This window comes from Clostridium sardiniense (assembly GCF_019753795.1).
GTDB classification, from domain to species: domain Bacteria; phylum Bacillota; class Clostridia; order Clostridiales; family Clostridiaceae; genus Clostridium; species Clostridium sardiniense.
This window is the reverse complement of the sequence record NZ_JAIKTU010000012.1, coordinates 68,063-92,319: the sequence shown is the minus strand read 5'-3', so window position 1 is coordinate 92,319 and position 24,257 is coordinate 68,063. Positions and strand designations below refer to the sequence as shown.

The following is a 24,257-nucleotide window of genomic DNA, read 5'->3' as shown; positions in this document are numbered from 1 at the left end:
GGGAGATATGATGAAAGATTTAATAATTGTAATATTAGTAATTTTATTATGTATTATATTTGCCCTTTATAGATTAAAGATAAGCAATATAAAATCAGTAACAGAAAAACTTAAAGATTTAAATAATATGGAGAGTAATACAAGGCTTAAAATACCGGCACCCGATAAGTATATTGAAGAGCTTGTACTCCAAATTAACAAGACTATAGATTATAGAATAAAAACAGATGAAAAGCATAGGGAACTTGATTTGGAACTTAGACAGGCGATTGCAAATATGTCACATGATTTAAGAACTCCATTAACATCTATAATGGGGTATATACAACTTTTACAAGATTTTAATATATCAGATGAAGATAAGTCAGAATATTTAGGGATAGTAGAAAAGAGAGCAGAAGTTTTAAAGGAGTTAATTTCAAGTTTTTATGATTTATCAAGATTACAGGCGAATGAGTATACTTTAGATATGGAAAAGGTTAATATAAGCAATATACTTTGTGAACTTATAGCAGCTTTTTATGATGAGATAAGTAAAAAGGGACTTGAGCCAGTTGTAGAAATAGAGGAAAATATTCCATTAATATATGGAGATAAGAAAGCAATAAATCGTATTTTTACAAATATGATTCAAAATATATTAAAACACTCAAAAGGGCAAGTGAAAATATATTTAAAAAAATATGATGATTACATTATTACTGAGTTTTCAAATAAAGCACCAGACCTTGATGCAGATGACGCAAAGAGGATATTTGAGAGATTCTTTACTGGAGATAGAATGAGAACTGGGCAAAACACAGGTCTTGGTCTTGCAATAACCAAAATATTAGTAGAAAGACAAGGTCATGAGATTACATCAGAGAAAATAGATGATCTTCTTAGTATAAAAATAAAGTGGAAATTTTAACATAATAATTATAGGAAATAGTTAATAATTAATAGGTAAACTTTATATAATTATACAAAGGACTACTAAATTATTATTAGTTATCTTTAAATTAATTATAAAGGAGCCTATTAAGTGAAAAAAATTATTTTAAATATAATATTGTTAATTATACTTTTTACAGTTCCTTTTCTTCCGTACAAAAAAGAGTTTACTTTAAAAAACTTCGATGAGACCAAGGTAAATTTAATAATTCAATATAAAGAAGGTTCTGATATACCAAGTGTTGTTAAAGGTGCAGCTTATATAAAATCATACGCAAGTGTAAATGGAATAAAAGATATAAATTATTCCGAAATAAATATTATAGGTAATGTTCCATATAAGGAGATATCAACGTTTGAACTTGGAAATAGAAAATATATTGATTTTGTAGTTATAGGAGAATTCATTGAAGATGAAGTAAAAAATAATGTATTAACATTAAGAGTAATTGACTGGTATAATATTGGAGCAAATATTAGATTAATGGATACAGTATTTTGGCATAGATATAATTTTAGTTTATGGCTTACATATTTTGTTGTAATAGTAACAATATATTTATTATATGAATTAAATAAAGTGTTATTAAGAAAGCTAGAGTAGCAAATCACTATTCTAGCTTTTTATATTTAATTAATTTTTTAATTTTCCAGAGCTTGTGAAATTAATTTTAAGTTCTATATCTACTAATACTAATGGTATAAACATATTAAATAAAGATATAATCATACATATAATTGATGTAAGCTCAGAATTTAGAGTTAAAGAACTCTTTAAAGCAATAATAAATATAAAGGAAATTGTACCAAATATAAGCCAAAGTTTACCGAAGTGATTATTAGCAAATTCAAAAGCTTCTTTAGACTTCATTGAATATGTGGTTCTATATCCGTAAAATTCATTAAATTTTGGCGGTTTAATTATAGAAATTAAGCCAACTAAAATCATGGTTATAGAAATTAAAAAGTCAGTAAAAGAATTTATAATATTCATAAAATCTCCTCCTTACTAAGTAAACAATTACTTTCTATATATTTATATTATAGTATATAAATGTTAATGTTTAGAGGATATTTTTTAAACTTTAAAAAACATTTATTTATATGTTTGATATACAGTTAATACATTATTATCTAATGAAAGTGCAATCATATCATCTTTCTCTCTTTTATAAAAATATCTAGAATTTTCATTATCACTTTCTATAACTTCCATAATATCTACAGGTATAAATTCTTCAGTATCACCTTTAAATACCCAATTAAAAGATGTTTTAATTTTTTCTAAATCAGATTCACTATTATAGGTAAGCTTGTATAAGGATTTTTCACTGTTATTACTTTCTTTTGAACTTTCAATTTTAGATTCCTCTGCTGGGGCTGGTATATCCATTCCCCATTTCTTATCAATAGACTCAGTAAAATTTGGAAAGAAAATAGGACGAGCAAATTTAAGTCCAAATAGCGCAATGAAAATTAGAGTTATATTTATAATAGCAGTTTTTTTATTCATAGAGACCTCCTTGTATTATCAATATATGTAAAATTATAACATAAAATCAGATAGAAAAGTGTAATTATTTAGGAGAATTTAAACGTTGTAAAGGATAATCTATTATGGTATCATGTGATTAAAGAAAATAATTTTCTTTAATGATTTAAAAATAAAAATAATTTTCAAATATATTATTTATAAGAAAAAATATATAAGGTGGGATTTTTTATGAATTCAGGATTAATAGTATCATGTCAAGCATTGAAGGACGAGCCTCTGCATAGTTCGTTTATTATGAGTAGAATGGCTGTAGCAGCAGAACTTGGAGGAGCTGTAGGTATTAGAGCAAATAGTGTGGAAGATATAAAGGCCATTAAGGAGGTTGTAAAGCTACCTATAATAGGAATTATAAAAAAAGATTATGAAGGTATGAAATCTTATATAACACCTACTATGAAAGAAGTTGATGCATTAGTAGAGGCTGGAGTTGATGTTATAGCACTTGATGCTACAATAAATCAAGATGTTGAATTTTTAAAACAAGTATTAGCAAAGTATAAAGATCAACAGTTTATGGCTGATATTTCAACTGTAGAAGAAGGAATAAGAGCTGGAGACTTAGGATTTGATTTTGTTGGAACTACTCTTACAGGATATAATGAGCACTCAAAGGGTATTAATAACTTTTATGTATTAAGAGGATTATTAGAGTCATGTAAGGCAAAAGTAATTGCAGAAGGTAACTTTGATACTCCAGAAAAAGCAAGAAAGGCGATAGAACTTGGAGCTTATGCTGTAGTTGTTGGGGGTGCTATTACAAGACCACAACTTATAACTAAAAAATTTGCAGAAGAAGTAAATAAGGTTATTTAGAAATTATAAAAACTATATATTATATATTATATAAAAAAGAGGCAAAAATAATTGTCTCTTTTTATATTTATCAATATATTATATGTTGATAGATTGGTATTAAAGAAATATAGTGACAAAATATAGATAGTAATCTATATTATATATAGATACTTATCTATATAAGGAGTGGTGAAAATGGAAAAGAATTATGAAGTGAATGCAAAAATATTTAAAGCATTAAGTGATCCTAATAGAATTAAGATAATTGATATATTATCATGCGGAGAAAAATGTGCTTGTGATATATTAGAAAATTTTAATTTTACCCAACCAACATTATCACATCATATGAAAGTTTTAATTGAGTGTGATCTTGTAGTAGCAAGAAAAGAGGGCACATGGAATTACTATACTTTAAATTCTGTAAATGCAAATAGATTAGCACTATTTTTAATGCATATAATAACCGATACAGAAAAATGTATTTGTAAAATAGAAAAAAATTGATTATTTAAGGGGTAGATTATATGAAACCAAAAGTAGCATTTATATGCGTTCATAATTCCTGTAGATCTCAAATGGCAGAGGCTTTAGGAAATCTATATGGTAAAGATATATTTTTAAGTTACTCAGCAGGAACAGAGACTAAACCCAATATAAACCAAGATGCAGTTTATGTAATTAAGAAGCTATATGATATCAATATGGAAAAAAGTCAATATTCAAAATTACTAGGTGATATTCCAGCAGTTGATATAGTTATAAAAATGGGGTGCAATGTTATATGTCCATATCTGCCTTCAAGGCATATTGAAGATTGGGGATTAGATGATCCAACTGGAAAAAGTGAAGAAGAATTTATAAAAACTGCAAGATTAATAGAAGATAGAATTAAAGATTTGATAAATAGAATTAGAAATAATGAAATAAAATTTTAGTTAAGAGTTGAACTTCAAAATATAGAAAATATTATGGAGGAAATATGAAAGGTGTAGATTTAACAAAAGGAAATGTAATATCTGTTTTGGTATTGTTAGCATTACCGATAATGGGAAGTTCACTATTGCAATTTGCATATAATTTGGTTGATATGTTATGGGTAGGAGGACTTGGAAGTAATGCTGTTGCAAGTATTGGATCAGCTAGTTTTTATATAGGACTAGGATATTCAATAAATGCACTAGTTGTCATTGGTACTGGAATAAAGGTTTCTCATTCATTAGGAAAGAATGAGAAGGAGAATGTTAAAAGATATATAAATTCAGGAATATTTATAAATGCAGTAATGGGAATAGTTTATGTATTGGCCCTTTTATTTTTAGGTAAAAATTTTATAGGATTTTTAGGGCTTGATAATTCCTATGTTGAAAGACAATCTTATTTATATTTAGCAGTTAGTGCACCTATGATGTTTTTTACATTTTTTAATTCATTGTATACAAGAATATTTGGTAGTTTTGGAAATAATAAAACTGCATTAAAAATAAATGCAGTAGGAATAGGTATAAACATAATATTAGATCCAATATTTATTTATATATTAAAGTTTGGAGTGGTAGGTGCAGCACTTGCTACATTAGTTGCGAATATTATAATGTTTGTTCTATATAAGACAAAGTCTAATGGATTATTTAGGTTTGATTTTAAATTAGGAGTAGAGAAAAAAAGAGTTTTAGAAATAATAAGACTTGGTTTTCCAATGGCCTTTCAAAGAATTTTATTTACTCTTGTTAATATAGTTATTGCTAAAATAATTGCTATATTTGGAGCAGATGCAATAGCTGCTCAAAAGATAGGGCTTCAAATTGAATCTATAACTTATATGGTAATAGGTGGATTAAATGGAGCTATTTCAAGCTTCATTGGACAAAACTTTGGAGCTAAAAGATATGAAAGAATAGAAGAAGGATATAAGTCAGCAGTAAAAATAGGAGTAGTATATTCAGCTATAATTGCTATTATATTTATTTTATGGCCGGGTTATTTAGTAAAATTATTTATTAGATCTGAAAGCACTGTAAAGATAGCAAGCACATATCTTCAAATAATAGGTTTCTCTCAAGTTTTTAGCGCTATAGAAATGGTATCGAATGGTCTTTTCACAGGGCTTGGAATGCCAAAAATACCAGCTATTATAAGTATAGGATTTACGCTCCTTAGAATACCTATGTCTTTATTTTTTATAAGATATATGGGGGTAAATGGAATATGGCTTAGTATTGCGTTATCAAGTGTTTTAAAAGGAATTACATCTTATATAGTATATAAAATTAAAATTTCTAACGGATTTCTTAAAATAAGTGTCTAATTAAAAGTATTTAAATTAAGTCAAAACGATAATAGAAATGTTTCTATTATCGTTTTTAATTATAGTGTTTTATTTCCTTGTTCCATCTTTATTAAATAATTTCTTTAAGTGAAGTTCATCTACATATATCATCAATACTGAAGTTATAATGAAAAAGATTAATTGAAATTTATCGGCATTTATGGACATAGGAAATATATAGATCCAAAGAGCAAAAATTATATTTAGTATTCCGAAAAAGCTCATACTAATACCACCATATTTTTGAGATTCATCCCATGTATCTTGATTAAGCATAGACATAGAAGTTCTATAACCTAGAACACCATTTCTGCTTCTTGGTGGATTAAGTGCTAAAAGAATTCCAGTTATAAGAAAAATAAACCCAACTATTAAAGATATCAAAAAAATCACCCCTATAAATATTTATGCATTACAAAATGATAAATTTACTTTAAGGTAATTTATATATTTTATCCTTATGAGGAAATAATGTATAATAATCTTAAATTAAAAGAAAGAGAGAGTAGGTTTATGAATAACACTCAAAAAGCATACCATGCCCTTAAGAAGTTTTATGGATATGAAAGCTTTAGAGAAGGACAATTAGATATTATAAATACAATTTTAAATAAAAGAGATGTTTTTTGCCTTATGCCAACAGGGGGAGGAAAATCCATTTGTTATCAAATTCCTGCAATTCTTTTTGAAGGGATTACAGTAGTTATTTCTCCACTTATTTCTCTTATGAAAGATCAAGTTGATGCTTTAAGAGAAAATGGTATAACAGGCGTTTATATAAATAGTAGTTTAAAAAATGACGAAATAAAAGAAATATTGAAAGATGCTTCCCTTGGAATGTATAAACTTATATATATTGCACCTGAAAGGCTTGAATCAAACTATTTTAAAAATATGATTTTAGATTTAAATATTTCTCATATAGCAATAGATGAAGCACATTGCGTATCAGAATGGGGACATGATTTTAGAAAGAGTTATAGATATATAAAGCCTTTTTATGAAGGCTTTAAAAATAAACCAGTTATTTCGGCATTTACAGCAACTGCAACAGATGAGGTTAGAAAAGATTCTATAAGTTTATTAGGTCTTAGAAACCCATACATATATTTAGGTGATGTTAATAGAGCAAATTTAAGCATAGAAGTTTTAAAGGAAGTTGATAAAGAGGAAGAGCTTAAAGATATTATAAGAAGTCATGAAGATGAATCAGGAATAGTTTATTGCTCATCAAGAAAAGAAGTTGAAATTATTTATCAAAGACTAAAGGATTTAGGATATAGTGTTCTTAAATATCATGCTGGTATGAAAGATAGTGATAAAGAGATTGCACAGGAAGATTTCCTTTTTGAAAGAAAAAATGTAATGATAGCAACTAATGCGTTTGGAATGGGAATAGATAAATCAAATATAAGATTTATAGTACACGCAACTCTTCCTAAAAATTTAGAGACTTACTATCAAGAGATTGGCAGAGGGGGAAGAGATGGAGAAAATTGTGATTGCTATCTTTTCTATTCAAGGGATGATATTAAGAGAGTAGAATTTTTAATAAATAAAAGTAGTGGAATGAATAGAAGAGAGATAGCCCTTCGTAAGCTTCAATCTATGGTTGATTATGCAGAAACTGATGATTGCTATAGAGAGTTTATATTAAAATATTTTAATAATAAGTATGTAACTAGCTTCTGCAATAACTGTACTAACTGTCTAAATAGTGATGATATTCAAGACTTTACAAGAGAAGCTCAGATAATTTTATCAACTGTATTTAGGACTAGAGAAAGGTTTGGTATCTCAGTTTTAGTTGATATATTAAGAGGTATTAAAGGACCTAAGATACTTCAATATGAATTAGATAAAGTCACAACATTTGCTCTTATGAAGGAATTTAGTTCTAAGTTCATAAGAGATTTTATAAAAAGTCTTATAGATTTAGGATATATTGAATTAAAGCCAGGTACGTATTCTATGCTTATACTAAACAATAGATCTATAAAAGTTTTAAAATCAGAAGAGAAGGTTCTTATGAAGCTTCAAAAGAGTGAAGATGAAATAATAAATAAAGAACTTTATAATGCATTGAAATCATGGAGAAAGATTAAAGCAACTAAAGAAAATATTCGTCCATATATAATTTTTTCAGATTCAACATTAATTGAAATAGCAAATAATAAACCTAGAACTGAAGAGGAGATTATGAATATAAGAGGAATGGGTGAAAAGAAACTTAAAAAGTATGGAGATGAATTATTAAAAGTAATAAGCGCTTTTTTATAGCTTAAATAATTACTAAAAAATAAAATTTTATTGAAGATTTGAAAATTAATGGATATACATTAAAAAGAGGAGATGGGAATATGTCAATAATAGCAACAGTATTTCTTCCAGAAGGAATTGCAATGGCAGCAGATAGTAGACTAACAGGTATTACAGAGCATGAAGATGGTACAAGAGATAGACGTATTTTAAGTGATAATTCTCAAAAGTTATTTCTTATAAAGAAAAATACAATAGGAATTTCTTGTTGTGGAGATGCTACTATAGGTGGAAAGTCTGTAGGAGATTTTATAAGAAGCTTTGAAATAGATGAGGTTACAGAAGAGGATAATATTAAAGATGTAGTTAGAAAGTTAGTAAATTACACTCAAGAAAAACATGGTAATGGAGTGATTTATCATGTTTGTGGATATTACGAAGATGAGCAGTATGTATATAATATTAAAAATAATGAAGTTATTAGGCCTAATCTAAATAGTAATACTATTGTTGCCGGTGCATCATGGGATGGAGAAACTGATGTATTAGTTAATTTAATGGCATCAAGTAAAAGTATGAAAGTAGATTGGAAGTTTATGCAACTAAAAGATGGAATGGATTTTGCAGAATTTATGGTTGATTTAACTATAAAAGCTCAGAGGTTTAATGTTGGTATTGCAACTTGTGGAGGTGCAATAGATCTTTTAGTTATAACTAAAGATTATGCTAAATTTATAAAACATAAGATATTACATCCGTAAATAAAAAATGGAGTAGGCAATATTACCTGCTCCATTTTTTTATATTTTATAAATTTCTCTTTTTAGCTATACCTGTAAGCATAAGAGTAATTGCCCCGTCTCCAGTAACATTACAAGCTGTTCCAAAACTATCTTGAAGAGCAAATATAGTTAAAATAAGAGCTGTTCCAGCTTCATCAAAAGCTAATATACTAATTATTATACCTAAAGATGCCATAACAGTACCACCAGGAACTCCAGGTGCGCCTATTGCAAATATTCCTAATAATAAAATAAATAATATCATTGTTGTAAGATTAGGTAGCTTACCATAAAGTATTTGAGATACTGTCATTAAGAAGAATACTTCTGTAAGAACTGAACCGCATAAATGTATATTAGAACAAAGTGGTATAGCAAAATCAACAATATCTTCCCTAAGTGCTTTAGATTTTTTAGCACATTCTAAAGCAACCGGTAAAGTTGCAGCGCTTGACATAGTACCAACAGCAGTAAGGTATGCAGGTCCATAGTATTTGACAACTTCCCATGGATTTTCTTTTGATATAAACCCTCCTATTATGTATAAGACAGAAAGCCAAATAAAGTGACCTATTAAAACAATGATTATTACCTTAAAAAATATTGGTAGCTGAGTCTTAAGACCACCTTCATATGATAAAGCAGCAAAATTTGTTGCAATGAAAAATGGAAGTATTGGAATAATTATTTTGTTTACAATACTTAATACTATATTTTGAAATTGATCTAATAGTCTTTCAACTAAATCAGCTTTTGTCCAACCCGTTGCAAGACCTACAAGTAGAGCTAATGCAAGTGCACTCATAACACTCATAACAGGTGGTATGTCTAGCTTAAATAGTAATTCCGGAAGTTCTTTTAAACCAGAAGTATTTGAAGTTATTGAAAGCTTAGGAATTAAATTATATCCAGCTATCATAGATAATAATGCAGCAAATACCGATGAAAGGTAAGCTATAACTACAGTATATATTACTAGCTTACCAGCATTCTCTCTAAGTTTTGCTATAGACGGAGTAATAAATCCTAAAATAATTAATGGTACTGAGAAAAAGATAATTTGTCCTAGTATATACTTGATGGTAACAACTACTCCGATTACTGAAATAGAAGCAACATTTCCGATTATAATACCGATAATAACTCCTAAAAGTAGTTTGAAAATTAGATTGTTGAAAAGTTTTTTCAAAAAAAGTCCCCCTTTTTATAAATGTATTTATAAGCATAAAAAAACTTCTGCCTCTAAAATACAGAGGCAGAAGTAATAGCTTCCACGGTTCCACTCTGTTTATATGCAAAGTATTAATTGCATAAAACTCTAAAATTTAGGTACTAACATACCCTAACGCTGTAACGGGCGTACACGCTTTAATCTACTCTTTAAAAATTTCGAAAAAAGAGCTCATAGACGCACTCAACTGATAGACTATCTTAAAGTCTCTTTCAGCCTAAGGAGACTATTCTCTGTGTAAGTTAGATATATCATACTTTTCTACTCATAGCTTTTAATGTGATTATTTAAATGATATTAAAATAAATTTGAATTTATAACCAAATTATACAAGAAAAATTTTACAAAATCAATGATATAAGTTAATATATTTAAAAAAGATTAAATGGAAAATAATTGAATAAGTTTTAATTTTAAGTATTCAAATAGATTATTTGGACATCATTATTAGATGGTAGAACTTAAATAACGAGGGGGGGAGAAGTTTATGAAAAACTTAGATAGAATAAAGAAATCACCAATAACTATTTATACGATTATATTTATTATAATTTTTTCTTTATATTATATTGTATTCGTACAAGACGGTAAAACATTAATATGGAGTGGGGATGGTATTAATCAACATTTCTCTATTTTATATGATTTTAATGAAATGATCAGAAACTTTATTAAAGATCCTTCAGCTGGATTTCCAGAATGGTCATGGAATATAGCTTATGGAAGTGATGTTATAGGAGCATACTCTTATTATGTTATAGGGGATCTCTTTTCATATTTATCATTATTATTTCCACTTAATAAATTAGAGTTTGCATATAATTTACTAATAGTACTTAGATTATATTGCACTGGATTAGCTTTTATTTATTACAGCAAAAGAATGAGATTTTCAAATTATGGGAGTATTTTAGGAAGTATTGCATATGCTTTTTCAGGTTTTATATTAATGTCAGCAATTAGACATCCATATTTTATAAATCCATTAATAATTTTGCCTATTGTTTTTATCTGTATAGAGAATATATTAGAAAATAAGAAAAAATACTTATTTTCGATTATTGTTGCCGTATCAATGATTTCTAATTTTTATTTTTCATATATGATTGCAATTATAAGTATAATATACGCCTTTTTAAGATACATTGAGATAGGGAAGATACGAGGAATAAAATTTAGAAAGTATTTTGGAAGTCTATTTATCTATTTTTCTATAGGAATTTTAATATCTTGTATTATTTTACTTCCAACATTATACTCAATAGTTACATCATCTAGAATTTCATCTGATAATTCACAGGGTACAATATTACTTTATCCAATTGGATATTATATTAATTTATTATATTCATCCATATCAAGTGGAAGTTATGCATTTTGGACAGTTCTTACACTACCAATATTGACTTTTATTTTACTTCCTATATTTATTAAGATGAAAAAAAGATATAAAACATATTTTTATATGACTATTATTTTTTCTATAATGATTTTAATACCGTTTTTTGGATCAATGATGAATGGATTTTCATCTATATCAAATAGATGGACATTTGTATTTGCATTTCTTTCAAGTGTAATAATAGCAGTAGGTTTTGATAACCTAAAGGAAATAAGTAAGAAGGATATATATATTACTATATTTATACTTCTATCTTTCGTAGGACTTGGAGTTTTAAATATATTATTTAAAAAGGTTAGTAATAATGTATTTCCTAGTATTTTTTTAGGTATCATAACAGTCATATTTATTTTTTATTATATGAAGTTATTAAAAAATAATATATCAAAAAGCAATAGAACTACGTTTATAATTTTATTGACATTACTGTCATTAAATATAATATTTAATAATTATTATAGATACAGCACTTCAGGAAATAATTATATTAAAGAGTTTTTAAGTAGAGGTAAGGCTTTTTCATATTATGGAGATGCTTTTAATGGTGCGGAAAATTATATTAAAGAGAAATATAAGACTTTTTATAGAATAGGAAAGGCTGATAATATCTCTCGTGATAAAACTAGAAATAATTCATTTGTATTAAACTATAATGGAATAGATTCATTTTTATCAATAAATAATGGATATTTAGCTGAGTTTTCTAGATCATTAAATAACAGGGCATTTACGCCAAATAGTCCAATAATTAATTTTGATAATAGACCTATAGTTAGCAATATAATGGGTGTTAAATACTATGTAAGTAGAAAAGATAAAGATCCAAGATTTGATCCATCAATAAAGAAAATTTATGATAAAGGAAAGTTTTCAATATATGAAAAAGAGGATGTACTACCTTTTGGATATGTCTATTCAAATATATTAGATAAAGATGTTTTTGAAGATTTAAATGGTTTGGAAAAAGAAGAATCATTAGTAAACACAGCAAGTGTTGATTCAAAATATTTAAAAAGTAATATAGACGATGTACCAACTTCAAATTTAGAAAGTATATCTTTTGATACTGGAAATAGTACAGCAAAAATTATAGATAAAAAAATTATAGTTACAGAACCTAATCAAAAAGTTATTTTAAATATCAATCCTAATGAAACTAAGGCAGGGAATTTATTTGTTAACATAAAAAATCTACAATATACAAAGCTTCCAAAAGGACTAAAAACACAAAAAGAAGTAGATAAATTTAATAATGGGAGCTTTAAGGATAAAATAAAGTTTATTATAAAAGGATTTTGTGAAATAAATAAAGGAGATAGCTTTCGTATAAATGCCTCATATAGGAATATGAATAAAAATTTTAATAAGCCTGACATGTTAGATGCTTCAGGATACTTTGAAATGGACGATTTAATTTATAATTTAGGATATTATAAAGATATTAAAAGTGGAGATTCTATTGTTTTAACATTTAATAAAGCTGGAGAATATAGCTATGAATCATTAGATGTAGTTAATTTGCCAATTGAAAAATATAATAATCAATTTGAAAAACTTAGAGAAAATGATTTTAAAATATCAAGTATCAATGATGATAAAATAACTGGCAGAATAAATTCAGCTATAGATGGAGTACTCACTTTCCAAATGCCATATTCTAAAGGATGGAAAGTAAAAATAGATGGAGAGAAAGTGAAAGCATTTCCTGTAAATGAGGCTTTTCTAGGTGTAAATCTAAAAGCTGGTAGTCATTATGTAGAGTTAGTATACAAGACTCCATTCTTAAGATTAGGTATGATATTTAGTGTTATAGGAATAGCTCTGCTCATATCTATAATTATTGTGCAAAAGAAATCTTCAAAGAAAAAAGTTATATAACTAATTAGAAAATATAGTGAATTAATATATAAAGCTATTTAATATTAAAAAGTCCCTTATAGTTAGTATAAGGGACTTTTTTTAGATATAAGCTAATCTATATATAAGAAATCTTTCTCTATTATCATTATCAAAATTTTCAAGTCTAACTTCTTTAATTAGCATAAAGAATGTATAGTTCTCTAAGAAGAATATATAATCATCAGAGGGATAATAAAGTATAAGTTCAACTATTCTTTTATTTTCTTCAACAGAAACTAAAATATTTTCTAATACTTTCATAAAGATTTGAACTGAAAAAGGATTAAAGAAATAAAATTTATTATCATTAGGCTTTATTTTATACTTTTCTGCAAGACAACAATAAAAGTTTATATCTTCTAAGTTCTTTTTATGTTTACTTAAATAATTAGTTCTGTTATGTAGAGATTCTTCATAGAAGTAATGATTCATTTCTATGCCCGTAACATTTGAATCAAAGAAATAATTTATATAAAAATTAAGGCGCCCTTTTCCACATCCAAAATCTATTATGGAATCTTTATCAGTAATCTTATATTCTTTAAAAAGTTTATCTAAAGCTGAGTATTCAGTTGGTTCATACCTATTGTAATGAATTGAAGTTTCATCTAAATCTTGCTTCCCGCTTGTTTTTATATTAAGGAGAGTTTCATAATCTTGTTCATTCATAAAGCTACCTCTTTAGTTTATTTAATTATTTTCTGATAAGAAAATCATAATAGCAATTAATTTATAAGTCAAATCTTAGGTAAAATATAGTAAAAATATAAAAATTTAATTATAATGGAATTTATGTGAGAGAAAAGTGTTTTTATATCGTTATATAAAGTGTAGAAGCTTTTACAATAACCTTTAGAGTATGGGAGAAATTATAATTATGAAAATAAACGAGGGGAATTATATAAAGGAATTAAAGAGGGGAAAAGAGGATGCTTTAAATTATGTTGTGGATATATACTTACCATTAGTTAAAGGAATAACTTATAAAATATTAAATCAATTTGGTGATAATGGATTAGTGGAAGAATGTATAAATGATATATTCGTATCTATATGGAAGAATGCTAAGAAATTTGATGGAGATAAAAATAGTTTTAAAAGTTGGATTGCTAAGATAAGTAAATATAAAGCAATTGATTATTATAGAAAGAGAATAAAGCAAGTTGAGTTAAGCAAGAGTGATGTAGATCTAGGTAATAAATATTATATAGAAGATAGAATTGAATCTTTAGAAAGCAAAGAAGAATTGATAAAACTCATAAATACTTTAGAAAAGATAGATAAAGATATATTCCTGATGAAATTTTTCCAAGGAATGACCTCAAAGAAAATAGGAGATATAAAAGGCTTATCTGAAACTGCGATTAATAACAGGATATATAGATGCAGGAAGAAACTAAAAGATAAGATAGAATGTATTAAATTAGAGGAGGCATTAAGATGAAAGATATTTATGAGTTATTAAATGATTTAGAAATAGATGAAAATGAAATTTTTGAATTAGAAATTAATGATATAGAGAAGAAAAAAATTAAAGATAGGTTAAATAAATCTATAAAGAGAAAGTTTGCATATAAGAGATATATTACAGTAGCACTAATTACAATGATTATCGGAATAAGTTCTATTTTTGTAGTTAAACCTGCTTTTGCATATGATATACCTATAATAGGGGATGTGCTTAGAGAGCATATTAATAAAAATACAAATTATTTAGATTATTTTAATGTTATAGGAAAGACTAAATCAGCTGGTGGGATAGATATTACATTTGAACAGGCAGCATTAGATGATAATATGTTACTTTTAAGTTTTGTTGTAAAAAATAACAATAAAAAATTTGAAAAAGATAATTTTGATACATTCTTAGATTTATTACTTATTCCAACATCATTAAAGATAAATGGAAAAAATAGCGATGCTGCAAGTAGAGGAGATTGGGAATTTATTGATGATAACACAATAAGGATTATAAAAGAACTTGAATGGGGACATAAAGGAATTCCAAATAAGAGTAATATAAAAATAGAAATAGATGATGTATTAGGAGAAGAAGCAGACTTTGGTGTAGAATTTTTTATAGATAAAACAGATATATCAAATAAAACTGTAAAAAAAGAAATATCTAAAGGAATTGATGTTGGAGGAGAAGCGTTTAATATAGATAAAGTAATAGCATCACCACTTACAGTTTCAGTAAAGGGAAGTCTAAAAAAAGATTCACGTACGTGGGTTGATTATATAGCTATAGATGATAAGGGAAAACCTCTAAAATGGAGAGGTGGAAGAAATTCAGAAAAGTTTTGGAGTAAAAATAAAATGTTTCAGAGTATTTTATTTATAGGAAATAAAGACATGAAGAGTATAGAATTTATACCTTTCTATAATATAAATAGAGATAGTAAAGATGAAGTTAAATTAGAGAGTGTTAAGTTAGATTTAAATAGTAAAAATACAATTAATATTAAGATAGATAAAAATTCAGGGATTAGAATAAATAAAACTATACTTGATGGTGAATATTTAATATTAGAATATGATGATATTTATAAGAATAATGCATATCACTATATACCAACACATAATCTATATATTAACGCTGATGGTAAAGAAATAAATGAAGTAAGAGAAAATATAGATGATAATGAGAAGGATACTGATTACATTGATTCATTATATAAAAAGTATGATATTTCCCAAAGTAATATAGGAATATTTAAGATTGGAAAAGCAAAAGGAATAGAAGTCGGAGTATATAAAAATAACAATATTAAAATATCAGAAGAAGATAGCTTTAAAGTAGATTTAACTAAATAAAAATTAAGTTAAAATATACTAGGAATAACATAGCTATAGATTGTACAAACTATTTTTGAGGTGATAGTTATGGGTGATAAAAAGAATAATAAAAAGAATCATATAGATCATGACCCACAATCAGAAAGTTCAAAAGCAGTTTTTGGTGAACCAAAAGCTAAGGGTTACGAATTTATTCCTCGTACTTTTAAGTAAAAATAAATAGACTAATTAAATGCAATTAGGATTTAGGTTCTAATTGCATTTAATTTTATAAATTTAAAATAAGTGATTACTTATTAGTTACAATATAAGGAAAATGATGTTAATATATATTATGTAATTAAAAGTAAAATATTTTTAAGGGGGATATATGAGAAAGGGATTAAAAGGGGCGCTATGGACAATTATAATTTTATATATACTACTTATAATTTATGGATGGGTTCCGGCTAGATTATCAAAGCCGATAGATTTAGATAGTGATATTATAAGTGTAGATATAAAAACTTTAGCTGAAAATACAGATCAAAGAAGTTGTATAAATAGTGAGGCTGATAAAGAAAAGATAATGAAGATATCTAATAATAAATATTCTAAAGAAGAACTTTATTATATAAATTTAAAAGGAAATATGCCATATTATTATGTAGATGATCCGGCAATTTTGCCACAAGAATATACAGCATATGGGAAAATTATCAATGCTGAAGGTAGTACTCACCCTACTCTAGATGTAGCTTATACTGATGTTAAGTTAGAGCGAGTGTTTGTAAAAGGAGAGTTAGGAGATAATTTATTGGGGTTTTCAATTGTTTTATTTCCAGTTGCTGTAATTTGCGTTATTGCATTATCTAGTATTTATATAACAGATTATAAAAACAAAAAAATAAAAAAATTATAAATTTAAAGTGTAAAAGTCTCTTAATATGATAAGGGACTTTTGGTTTTTGTTATTAAATAATATTTAACATATATGGAAAATTGACTGGATATATCTTTTGTGATATGTTGAAAATGAATACATATAAGGGGGAGAGTACGTGGAAAATAAATTAAGCAGCAATGCAATAAAATCTTGGATTATAGCACGAACTATATTCTTAGTAAGCTTAATAGCTATATATATAATAGTTACTTATATAGTTCCTAGATTAAATATTTCCTGGGTAAGTAATTTTGTTTCTAGCAATAATAAAATTATAAACATAATATTTTTAGTTCTAATATTTATATCAATTGTAAGTGCATTCGTTGAACCATTTTTTGAGTACAAGCAATGGAGTTATAAAATTAGTGAAGAAGAAATTGTTTTTAGAGAAGGAATATATTTTACTAAAAGTGTTACAATTCCAATTGTAAGGATACAACATATAGAATTAAAAGAAGGACCTATAAATAAAAACTTCAATCTTGCATCTGTAAGTATAGGAACAGCAGGCGGAAGATTTGAAATTCCTAATTTAGATAAAGATGAGGTTTTAAAGATAATAGAATTCTTAAGGGAAAAGATAAATGAGAATGTTAGAGAGGAGTTGTTTTCATAAAGGTGGAAGATAAAATAATTTCTCCTGATAATTTGGATAATGATAAGAAAATTAGAAATAACATAAGAAGCATAGTCTATAAATTTTTATCAAATATAATAAAGAATATAGTAGCTTTTATACCTATTATTATATTTGCAGGTAAATTAGCATTTATTTTGATTCCAGCGTTTATAATCTTAGAGTTAGTATATACATATCTAAATTGGCTCAATGAGTATATATTATTAAAAGAAGATGAAGTTCGGTATTGTTTTGGAATACTATCTAAAAAAATGATTATAATTCCTAGAGGTAATTTAAAATCAATGGATATTTCTAGAGGAATAGTAGATAAGTTATTAAGATATAACGCAGTAAAGATAGAAAGTCCATCAATGAATTCAGAAATTAAAGAGATAAAAATGTATCTAACAATAGATGATATAGAGAGTCTTAAAAAATTTGCATTCTTAGAGAAAAATATAAGCCTAGAAAAAGAAGAAATCACCAAAGTTAGATGTGATGAAATCATTAATAAAGATATCGAAATAGAAGAAAAAAGCAATGAACTAAATATTTATAGAAAAATTATAGATAAGAAAACTCTATTTATGTATGGATTAACAAGCTTTAATATAGTAATAATTTTTATAGGATTAGCTAAAGGATATGATATCTTAGAAAACATTATAAGTAAAAGTAGAATAAGTAGCATTATTTCAAGCGTTGCACCAAAGTATTCGAATGAATTAAATATATTTTATGCTATATTTGCAATAATAGCATTGATCATTATTTTGAAAGCAATTGCAATATCATATAATATGATAAAATATTATAATTTTACTATCTCAAAGGAAAATAAAAATATAAAAATAAGTTATGGCTTAATAAGTAATAAGGAATTTTCATTTAATGAAAGTAGCGTTAAAATAATAAAACTGAAAGCAAATGTTTTAAGGCAATTGCTGAATTTATATGAGATGCAAGTTGTAATAAAAGGTTATAGTGGGAATGATGATGAGAAGATAATTCTTTGCCCATTAGGAAAAGAAGAGGATCATATTAGAATATTAAAAGATATACTTCCTGATTGGAATATTGGATTAGAAAAAGGAGAAGGGATGAAGAGGGGGAAATTTATAATAGTAATAAAGCCTATTATAAATATATTTATTATTTCAATAATAGCTTATATTATTTTAAGGAATAATTATGTTTTCCTAATAAATTTATTTATTATATTTACAATTCCATCTTCAATACTTAAAGGGAAAAATATGAATTTAAGAATCAAAAATGATAAAATTAGGGCAGCCAATGGAGGGTTTTTTAAGAAGATAAATATATTAAATAAAAGAGACATACAAGCAGTTGAATTTAAAACTACACCATTTCAAAAAAAGTACGGATTAGGGAAGATAAAAATTCATTATTATAGTGAGATAGGTGAAGAGATAAATCTTATTTTTATGGAAAATTACTTGGTAGATAAATTGATAAAAACAAAATAGTTTACATTATAGAATTTAAGGTATTACAGTATTGTAAAGAGTAAGAATTAGAAATTTAATATTTCTAATTCTTTTTTTTTGTCATAGATTAGGTATTTCATTGAATATATTTTAATTAAAGGGAGGGAGTGTAATATGAATTTTAAAGAATTTATTCAAAGCGATAGAGAGAGTAGAGAAAAGGAAAAGTTTAACGGTAGCTTCTTAGATTATTTAGAAATAGTCAAAGAAAATCCTAGTATTGCAAAGCTATCTCATAAGAGACTTTATGATACTATCATAAAAGATGGTGTTGAAGTATTAAAAGGAGAAGATAATTATAGGGTAAAAAGAATATATGGAAATGACATTATAAGAGAATATGGATTCTTTAAAGATAATTTCTTTGGTATTGATAAAGTATTAATGAAATTGGTGAATTATTTCCATTCAGCTGCAATGCAAGGTGAGGAAGCTAGACAAGTACTTTATCTGGTTGGTCCTGTTGGTGCTGGTAAGTCATCACTTGTTGAATCATTAAAGAAAGCTTTAGAAAGCTGTGAGCCAATTTATAGTATTAAAGGATGCCCAATGCATGAAGAACCACTTCATTTAATTCCTAAGCATTTAAGACCGGAGTTTGAAGAACTTTTAGGTGTTAAGATAGAAGGTGATCTTTGTCCTGTATGTAAGTATAGATTATTACACGAATATGGTGGAAGATATGAAGAGATTCCTATAGAGAAAAAAGGTTTCTCTATTAGATCAAGAAAAGGAATTGGAGTTGTGCCACCAGTTGATCCAAATAATCAAGATACATCTATTCTTACTGGATCAATTGATATTTCAAAAATGGATATGTATCCAGAAGATGATCCAAGAATATTCTCATTAAATGGAGCATTTAATGTTGGTAATAGAGGAATGGTTGAATTTATAGAAGTATTCAAAAATGATGTTGAATATCTTCATACAATTATTACAGCAACACAAGAAAAATCAGTTCCATCACCAGGTAAGGGTTCAATGATCTATTTTGATGGAGTAATTGTTGCTCACTCAAATGAAGCAGAATGGAATAAGTTTAAGGCAGATCATACTAATGAAGCTATACTAGATAGAATTGTTAAAATAGAAGTGCCATATTGTTTAGAGCTTGATGAAGAAGTGAAAATTTATCAAAAAATATTAAAGAAGAGTAGTTTTAATGCTCATATTGCACCGCATACAATTGATATAGCTGCAATGTTTGCTATTTTATCAAGACTTACAGCATCAAACAAAGTAGATCCAATTACTAAGCTTAAGATCTATAATGGAGAAGAAATTGTTGAAAAAGGTTCAACTAAGAGAATTGATATAAGTGAGCTTAGAGAAGAAGCCGGTTCATATGAAGGTATGAAGGGTATTTCAACAAGATTCATAATAAAAGCTATTGATAATGCTCTTTCAAATTCAGAGCATAATTGTATAAATCCACTTAGTATTATGGAAAGCATAATAAAATCTGTTAAGGAAATGGATATTGGTTCAGATGATAAGAAGAGATATCTAGGATTTATTCAAGATACAATAAGAAAAGAGTATAACAAGATTTTAGAAAAAGAAATTACTAAAGCCTTTATACATTCATTTAGAGAGCAAGCTGAAAGTTTATTCAATAACTACATTGATAATGCAGAAGCTTTTGTAAATAAGAGCAAAATAAAAGATACTTCAACTGGAGAAGAATTAAATCCAGATGAAGAATTTATGAGAAGTATAGAAGAACAAATAGGAGTTTCAGAATCATCAGCTAAAGGATTTAGAGCAGATGTTACATCTTATATGTTCTACTTAGTTAGAAATGGTGGAACGATGGATTACACATCTTATGAGCCTATAAAAGAAGCAATTGAAAAGAAACTTATTGCATCAGTTAAGGATCTTTCAAGAATAGTTACAAAATCAAGAGTTAGAGATAAAGAGCAAACTGAAAAATATAATGCTATGGTAGAAGAAATGCAAAGAAATGGTTATTGTCTACATTGCTGTGATGTAATATTAAAGTATGCTGCTAATAATCTTTGGAAGGATTAATTAAAAGCTTATGGCAATCTTTAGAGATAATACAATAAATCCAGTAGATCATGATAGATCTATTGAAGATAGAAGAAGGCATAGGCAATTAGTAGAAAAATCCATTAAAGAGAATTTAGGAGATATTTTATCAGAAGAGAGCATTATTGGAGAAGGTAAAAATAAAAAGTTTAAAATTCCTATAAGAGGGATTAAAGAATATCAGTTTGTTTATGGAAGGAATTCCAAAGGGGTTGCAACAGGGACTGGAGAAGAGAAACGTGGGGATAAGATAGGTTCTGGAAGGCCAGGACAAGGAAAAGGTAATAAGGGAGCAGGTAATTCAGAAGGTGATGATATCTATGATACAGAAATAACATTAGATGAATTACTTGATTATATTGCAGAGGATTTAGATCTTCCAAATTTAGATAGAAAAAAATATTCTGAGATAATATCAGAAAGTGCAGGTAGAAGAAGTGGATATCAAAGGTATGGTATAAGGCCAAGACTTGCAAAAAAGAAAACTGTTATGTCTAAAATTGCAAGAAAGCAAGGTAAGAAGCGTGCATTACTTGAAGCTGGAGCAGGAAAAGAAGACATTAAAATTGAAAGATTCCCATTTAGAGAAGATGATTTAAGATTTTATAGAGTTAAGCAAAAGCCAAAGAGAGAAAGTAATGCTGTAATGATATTTATAATGGATGTATCAGGTTCAATGGATAGTACAAAGAAATACCTTGCAAGGTCCTTCTTCTTTGTATTATCTAGATTCTTAAGAAGAAAATATAATAATTTAGCCTTTGAATTTATATCTCATACAACAGTTGCAAAGAGAGTTAGTGAATATGAATTTTTCCATAAAGCAGAATCAGGAGGAACTTATATATCAAGTGGTCTTAATGTTGCTTTAGATGTAATAAAAGAGCATTATCCAAAGGATATGTGGAATATTTATCCTGTATATGCAAGTGATGGTGATAACTGGACTGAGGATAATGAAAAGGCAATGCAAGCAGTTAAAGATTTATGCGAAATTAGTAATATGTTTGGGTATGCAGAGTTACTTCCATCAACATATTCAACAACAATGTACTATAGATTTAAGAAGGAAATCAAAGAAGATAACTTTATTCCCGTTATAGTTAAAGAAAAGAAAGATTTATGGGAGGCATTAAAGCTTATGCTTAGCAAGGAGATGAAGGAGGAGTAGATTGTTTTGGAATACAATTTAAAAGATTTAGAAATCTGGAATGAAAGAATAGAAGAAAAAGCCAAAGCTCTAGGATTAAACTACTATCCTCAAGAATTCGAGGTGATAGGCTTTAATGAAATGATAGGATATGAGGCCTATGTTGGAATGCCATCAAAATATCCTCATTGGAGTTATGGAAAATCTTATGAAAAAAATAAAACTCTATATTCGTTAAATTTAACAGGTCTACCTTATGAAATGGTAATAAATTGTAACCCTTGTTTAGCTTATTTAATGAAGGATAATACTTTATTACTTCAGATATTAACGATGGCTCATGTTTATGGTCATAATGATTTCTTTAAAAATAATAGATTATTTAAAGAAGGAACACATGCAGATAGAGCTCTTGAAATGTTTAAATTAGACTCAGAAATAATAAGAGGATATATAAACAATCCTACCATAGGGTATGAGAAGGTTGAAAAGATTTTAGATGCAGCCCATGCTATAAGATATAGTATAGGTAGAAGCATTGGAGTAAAAGAGTTGAATGATGAAGAAATAAGAGAAAGAAGAATAGAAGATTATAAAAATAAAATAGTAAATAGAGATTTTTTAGATAGAGATGAAGAGATAGAACCGCCAGAAGTAGATAAGATACCATTAGAGCCTAGAGATGATGTAGTTGGATTTATAATAAAGTATGGGAAGTTAGAAGAGTGGGAAAAGAATATACTAAGAATAGTTAAGAGAGAGACAGAGTATTTCATTCCTCAAATAGAAACAAAGACTATGAATGAAGGATGGGCATGTTTCTGTCATTATAACATTTTAAAAAGTCTTGGATTATCAGAAGATCTTTATCTTGAATTCCTAAAAAGGCATAATGATGTAGTATCACCTATACCTGGAGGACTTAATCCATATTATATTGGATTTAAAATATTTATGGATTTAGATAAAAGGTATGGTAGAGAAAAGATATTTGAAGTTAGGGCATTAGAAAGAGATGCTTCTTTTATAAGAAGATATTTAACCAAAGAACTTTGTGAGGAACTTAATTTATTCCAATATGGAAAGAGAAGTTTTGATTTTGTGGTAGAAGAAGTATCTGATGATAGGGGATGGGAAAGTATTAGAGATAATTTATCATTCTCATCAGGAATTGGGGGAATACCTCATATAAGAGTTATAGATTTAAATAAGAAAGATTATACTTTAACTTTAGAACATGTATATGATGGAAGAGAATTAGAATTATCTTATGCAAAAGAAACATTAAGGTATTTAGGAAAGCTTTGGGGATATAAAGTTAGATTAAATACAACAGATAGAAATGGAGAAAGCTTTACTTTATTATGTGATAATGGAAAAGTTGCCATCTCTGAAGGTAACAAAATACGCTAGATAAGAATAAATTAAAAATATAACAAGTATTACTTAGGAGTATAAAGTGAAATTAGAGGGAAGCAAAACAGAAAAAAATCTTTACAAAACTTTTTCAGGCGAATCCAGAGCAAGAGGTAAATATAATCTTTATGCAGAAAAAGCAAGGGAAGAAGGATACAGGTGGGTTGGAGAAATATTTGATGAAACAGCAGCAAATGAATATGCCCATTCAAGAGAGGCTTTTAAAAGATATCTTGGTAAAGTAAACAGTACTGAGGATAACTTAGTAAATTCCGCTTACTTTGAAAATGAAGAAAGTAAAAGTATTTATAAAGAATTCGAAAAGGTTGCTATGGATGAAGGTTTTGAAGAAATAGCACAATTCTATAAAGAATTACAAGAGGTTGAGGAATCTCATAAAAAGAGATTTTTAACTCTTTGTGAAAAAATAAGGACTGATACCATGTTTAAATCAAATACGGAGACCTACTGGCAATGTATGAATTGTGGGTATATTCATGAGGGTATGGAGGCTCCTGCAATATGTCCACTATGTAAGTATGAAAGATCTTACTTTAAACCATACTGTAAAGTTAAGTAGCCTAGGAG

The 24,257-nt window shown here is 27.0% G+C and carries 24 protein-coding genes; 19 read left to right on the top strand and 5 right to left on the bottom strand.

Annotated elements, in window-relative coordinates; genetic code table 11:
• Positions 1-7: 7 nt before the first annotated feature.
• Complete coding sequence (locus K5V21_RS14580; RefSeq protein WP_245000738.1) at positions 8-910, top strand: sensor histidine kinase; 903 nt, start codon at positions 8-10, stop codon at positions 908-910.
• A gap of 114 nt (positions 911-1,024) precedes the next feature.
• Positions 1,025-1,537, top strand: coding sequence for a hypothetical protein (locus tag K5V21_RS14575; protein ID WP_221861899.1), 513 nt, complete (start codon positions 1,025-1,027; stop codon positions 1,535-1,537).
• A gap of 30 nt (positions 1,538-1,567) precedes the next feature.
• On the opposite strand, the gene K5V21_RS14570 is transcribed toward K5V21_RS14575, so the two are convergent.
• Positions 1,568-1,927: an SdpI family protein gene (locus K5V21_RS14570; RefSeq protein ID WP_221861898.1), complete on the bottom strand. Its 360-nt coding sequence runs from the start codon at positions 1,925-1,927 to the stop codon at positions 1,568-1,570.
• Between the two features lie 102 nt (positions 1,928-2,029).
• Complete coding sequence (locus K5V21_RS14565; RefSeq protein WP_221861897.1) at positions 2,030-2,446, bottom strand: hypothetical protein; 417 nt, start codon at positions 2,444-2,446, stop codon at positions 2,030-2,032.
• Between the two features lie 210 nt (positions 2,447-2,656).
• On the opposite strand from K5V21_RS14565, the gene K5V21_RS14560 reads away from it, so the two are divergent.
• From K5V21_RS14560 to K5V21_RS14545, 4 genes are all read left to right on the top strand, one after another.
• Entirely contained in the window at positions 2,657-3,301 is a 645-nt protein-coding gene (locus tag K5V21_RS14560; protein ID WP_221861896.1) for an N-acetylmannosamine-6-phosphate 2-epimerase, read from the top strand.
• A 177-nt stretch (positions 3,302-3,478) separates the two neighbouring features.
• The gene (locus K5V21_RS14555; protein ID WP_221861895.1) at positions 3,479-3,790 is read left to right on the top strand and encodes an ArsR/SmtB family transcription factor; all 312 of its coding nucleotides are present in this window, start codon (positions 3,479-3,481) and stop codon (positions 3,788-3,790) included.
• A 20-nt stretch (positions 3,791-3,810) separates the two neighbouring features.
• On the top strand, positions 3,811-4,221 hold the full coding sequence (locus tag K5V21_RS14550; protein ID WP_221861894.1) for an arsenate reductase ArsC: 411 nt from the start codon (positions 3,811-3,813) through the stop codon (positions 4,219-4,221).
• A 44-nt stretch (positions 4,222-4,265) separates the two neighbouring features.
• Entirely contained in the window at positions 4,266-5,591 is a 1,326-nt protein-coding gene (locus K5V21_RS14545) for an MATE family efflux transporter (protein ID WP_221861893.1), read from the top strand.
• A gap of 69 nt (positions 5,592-5,660) precedes the next feature.
• Here the strand turns inward: K5V21_RS14545 and K5V21_RS14540 are convergent, their stop codons facing one another.
• Entirely contained in the window at positions 5,661-5,996 is a 336-nt protein-coding gene (locus K5V21_RS14540) for an SdpI family protein (protein WP_221861892.1), read from the bottom strand.
• Between the two features lie 129 nt (positions 5,997-6,125).
• Between K5V21_RS14540 and recQ the strand changes: the two genes are divergently transcribed.
• Together recQ and K5V21_RS14530 are read left to right on the top strand one after the other, a co-directional pair.
• Complete coding sequence (gene recQ, locus K5V21_RS14535; protein WP_221861942.1) at positions 6,126-7,892, top strand: DNA helicase RecQ; 1,767 nt, start codon at positions 6,126-6,128, stop codon at positions 7,890-7,892.
• Positions 7,893-7,972: 80 nt separating this feature from the next.
• Entirely contained in the window at positions 7,973-8,632 is a 660-nt protein-coding gene (locus tag K5V21_RS14530; RefSeq protein WP_221861891.1) for an Ntn hydrolase family protein, read from the top strand.
• 46 nt (positions 8,633-8,678) lie between these two features.
• Here the strand turns inward: K5V21_RS14530 and K5V21_RS14525 are convergent, their stop codons facing one another.
• Positions 8,679-9,842 carry a cation:dicarboxylate symporter family transporter gene (locus K5V21_RS14525; RefSeq protein WP_221861890.1) on the bottom strand — a complete coding sequence of 388 codons (1,164 nt, stop codon included), beginning with the start codon at positions 9,840-9,842 and terminating at the stop codon, positions 8,679-8,681.
• A 529-nt stretch (positions 9,843-10,371) separates the two neighbouring features.
• Between K5V21_RS14525 and K5V21_RS14520 the strand changes: the two genes are divergently transcribed.
• The gene (locus K5V21_RS14520; RefSeq protein ID WP_221861889.1) at positions 10,372-13,164 is read left to right on the top strand and encodes a YfhO family protein; all 2,793 of its coding nucleotides are present in this window, start codon (positions 10,372-10,374) and stop codon (positions 13,162-13,164) included.
• An 81-nt stretch (positions 13,165-13,245) separates the two neighbouring features.
• Here the strand turns inward: K5V21_RS14520 and K5V21_RS14515 are convergent, their stop codons facing one another.
• A complete protein-coding gene (locus K5V21_RS14515; RefSeq protein ID WP_221861888.1) occupies positions 13,246-13,854 on the bottom strand; it encodes a methyltransferase in 609 nt (202 codons plus the stop codon).
• A gap of 208 nt (positions 13,855-14,062) precedes the next feature.
• Here K5V21_RS14515 and K5V21_RS14510 point away from each other — a divergent pair, with 208 nt between their 5' ends.
• From K5V21_RS14510 to K5V21_RS14470, 10 genes are all read left to right on the top strand, one after another.
• Positions 14,063-14,629, top strand: a complete 567-nt coding sequence (locus K5V21_RS14510; RefSeq protein WP_221861887.1) for a sigma-70 family RNA polymerase sigma factor — start codon at positions 14,063-14,065, stop codon at positions 14,627-14,629.
• The gene (locus tag K5V21_RS14505; RefSeq protein WP_221861886.1) at positions 14,626-16,002 is read left to right on the top strand and encodes a DUF4179 domain-containing protein; all 1,377 of its coding nucleotides are present in this window, start codon (positions 14,626-14,628) and stop codon (positions 16,000-16,002) included. The genes K5V21_RS14510 and K5V21_RS14505 overlap by 4 nt, the downstream gene beginning before the upstream one ends.
• Before the next feature lie 69 nt (positions 16,003-16,071).
• A complete protein-coding gene (locus K5V21_RS19560) occupies positions 16,072-16,197 on the top strand; it encodes a CPC_1213 family protein (protein ID WP_280637808.1) in 126 nt (41 codons plus the stop codon).
• Between the two features lie 157 nt (positions 16,198-16,354).
• Entirely contained in the window at positions 16,355-16,885 is a 531-nt protein-coding gene (locus K5V21_RS14500) for a hypothetical protein (protein ID WP_221861885.1), read from the top strand.
• Positions 16,886-17,024: 139 nt separating this feature from the next.
• Positions 17,025-17,528 carry a PH domain-containing protein gene (locus K5V21_RS14495; RefSeq protein WP_221861884.1) on the top strand — a complete coding sequence of 168 codons (504 nt, stop codon included), beginning with the start codon at positions 17,025-17,027 and terminating at the stop codon, positions 17,526-17,528.
• Positions 17,529-17,530: 2 nt separating this feature from the next.
• Positions 17,531-19,024 (top strand): PH domain-containing protein, encoded by a 1,494-nt coding sequence (locus K5V21_RS19655; protein WP_221861883.1) that lies wholly within the window; start codon positions 17,531-17,533, stop codon positions 19,022-19,024.
• A 135-nt stretch (positions 19,025-19,159) separates the two neighbouring features.
• Entirely contained in the window at positions 19,160-21,082 is a 1,923-nt protein-coding gene (locus tag K5V21_RS14485) for a PrkA family serine protein kinase (protein ID WP_204594843.1), read from the top strand.
• A 10-nt stretch (positions 21,083-21,092) separates the two neighbouring features.
• Positions 21,093-22,274: a sporulation protein YhbH gene (gene yhbH, locus K5V21_RS14480; protein WP_221861882.1), complete on the top strand. Its 1,182-nt coding sequence runs from the start codon at positions 21,093-21,095 to the stop codon at positions 22,272-22,274.
• A gap of 6 nt (positions 22,275-22,280) precedes the next feature.
• A complete protein-coding gene (locus tag K5V21_RS14475) occupies positions 22,281-23,666 on the top strand; it encodes a SpoVR family protein (RefSeq protein WP_221861881.1) in 1,386 nt (461 codons plus the stop codon).
• Between the two features lie 46 nt (positions 23,667-23,712).
• Entirely contained in the window at positions 23,713-24,249 is a 537-nt protein-coding gene (locus tag K5V21_RS14470) for a rubrerythrin family protein (protein WP_221861880.1), read from the top strand.
• The last annotated feature ends 8 nt before the right edge of the window (positions 24,250-24,257 follow it).

Excerpts from the sequence above, each read along its gene's own strand:
- K5V21_RS14580 (WP_245000738.1), top strand. The coding sequence starts at position 8 with ATGATGAAAGATTTAATAATTGTAATATTAGTAATTTTATTATGTATT.
- K5V21_RS14570 (WP_221861898.1), bottom strand. The coding sequence starts at position 1,927 with ATGAATATTATAAATTCTTTTACTGACTTTTTAATTTCTATAACCATG.
- K5V21_RS14565 (WP_221861897.1), bottom strand. The coding sequence starts at position 2,446 with ATGAATAAAAAAACTGCTATTATAAATATAACTCTAATTTTCATTGCG.
- K5V21_RS14560 (WP_221861896.1), top strand. The coding sequence starts at position 2,657 with ATGAATTCAGGATTAATAGTATCATGTCAAGCATTGAAGGACGAGCCT.
- K5V21_RS14555 (WP_221861895.1), top strand. The coding sequence starts at position 3,479 with ATGGAAAAGAATTATGAAGTGAATGCAAAAATATTTAAAGCATTAAGT.
- K5V21_RS14550 (WP_221861894.1), top strand. The coding sequence starts at position 3,811 with ATGAAACCAAAAGTAGCATTTATATGCGTTCATAATTCCTGTAGATCT.
- K5V21_RS14545 (WP_221861893.1), top strand. The coding sequence starts at position 4,266 with ATGAAAGGTGTAGATTTAACAAAAGGAAATGTAATATCTGTTTTGGTA.
- recQ (WP_221861942.1), top strand. The coding sequence starts at position 6,126 with ATGAATAACACTCAAAAAGCATACCATGCCCTTAAGAAGTTTTATGGA.
- K5V21_RS14530 (WP_221861891.1), top strand. The coding sequence starts at position 7,973 with ATGTCAATAATAGCAACAGTATTTCTTCCAGAAGGAATTGCAATGGCA.
- K5V21_RS14520 (WP_221861889.1), top strand. The coding sequence starts at position 10,372 with ATGAAAAACTTAGATAGAATAAAGAAATCACCAATAACTATTTATACG.
- K5V21_RS14515 (WP_221861888.1), bottom strand. The coding sequence starts at position 13,854 with ATGAATGAACAAGATTATGAAACTCTCCTTAATATAAAAACAAGCGGG.
- K5V21_RS14510 (WP_221861887.1), top strand. The coding sequence starts at position 14,063 with ATGAAAATAAACGAGGGGAATTATATAAAGGAATTAAAGAGGGGAAAA.
- K5V21_RS14505 (WP_221861886.1), top strand. The coding sequence starts at position 14,626 with ATGAAAGATATTTATGAGTTATTAAATGATTTAGAAATAGATGAAAAT.
- K5V21_RS19560 (WP_280637808.1), top strand. The coding sequence starts at position 16,072 with ATGGGTGATAAAAAGAATAATAAAAAGAATCATATAGATCATGACCCA.
- K5V21_RS14500 (WP_221861885.1), top strand. The coding sequence starts at position 16,355 with ATGAGAAAGGGATTAAAAGGGGCGCTATGGACAATTATAATTTTATAT.
- K5V21_RS14485 (WP_204594843.1), top strand. The coding sequence starts at position 19,160 with ATGAATTTTAAAGAATTTATTCAAAGCGATAGAGAGAGTAGAGAAAAG.
- yhbH (WP_221861882.1), top strand. The coding sequence starts at position 21,093 with ATGGCAATCTTTAGAGATAATACAATAAATCCAGTAGATCATGATAGA.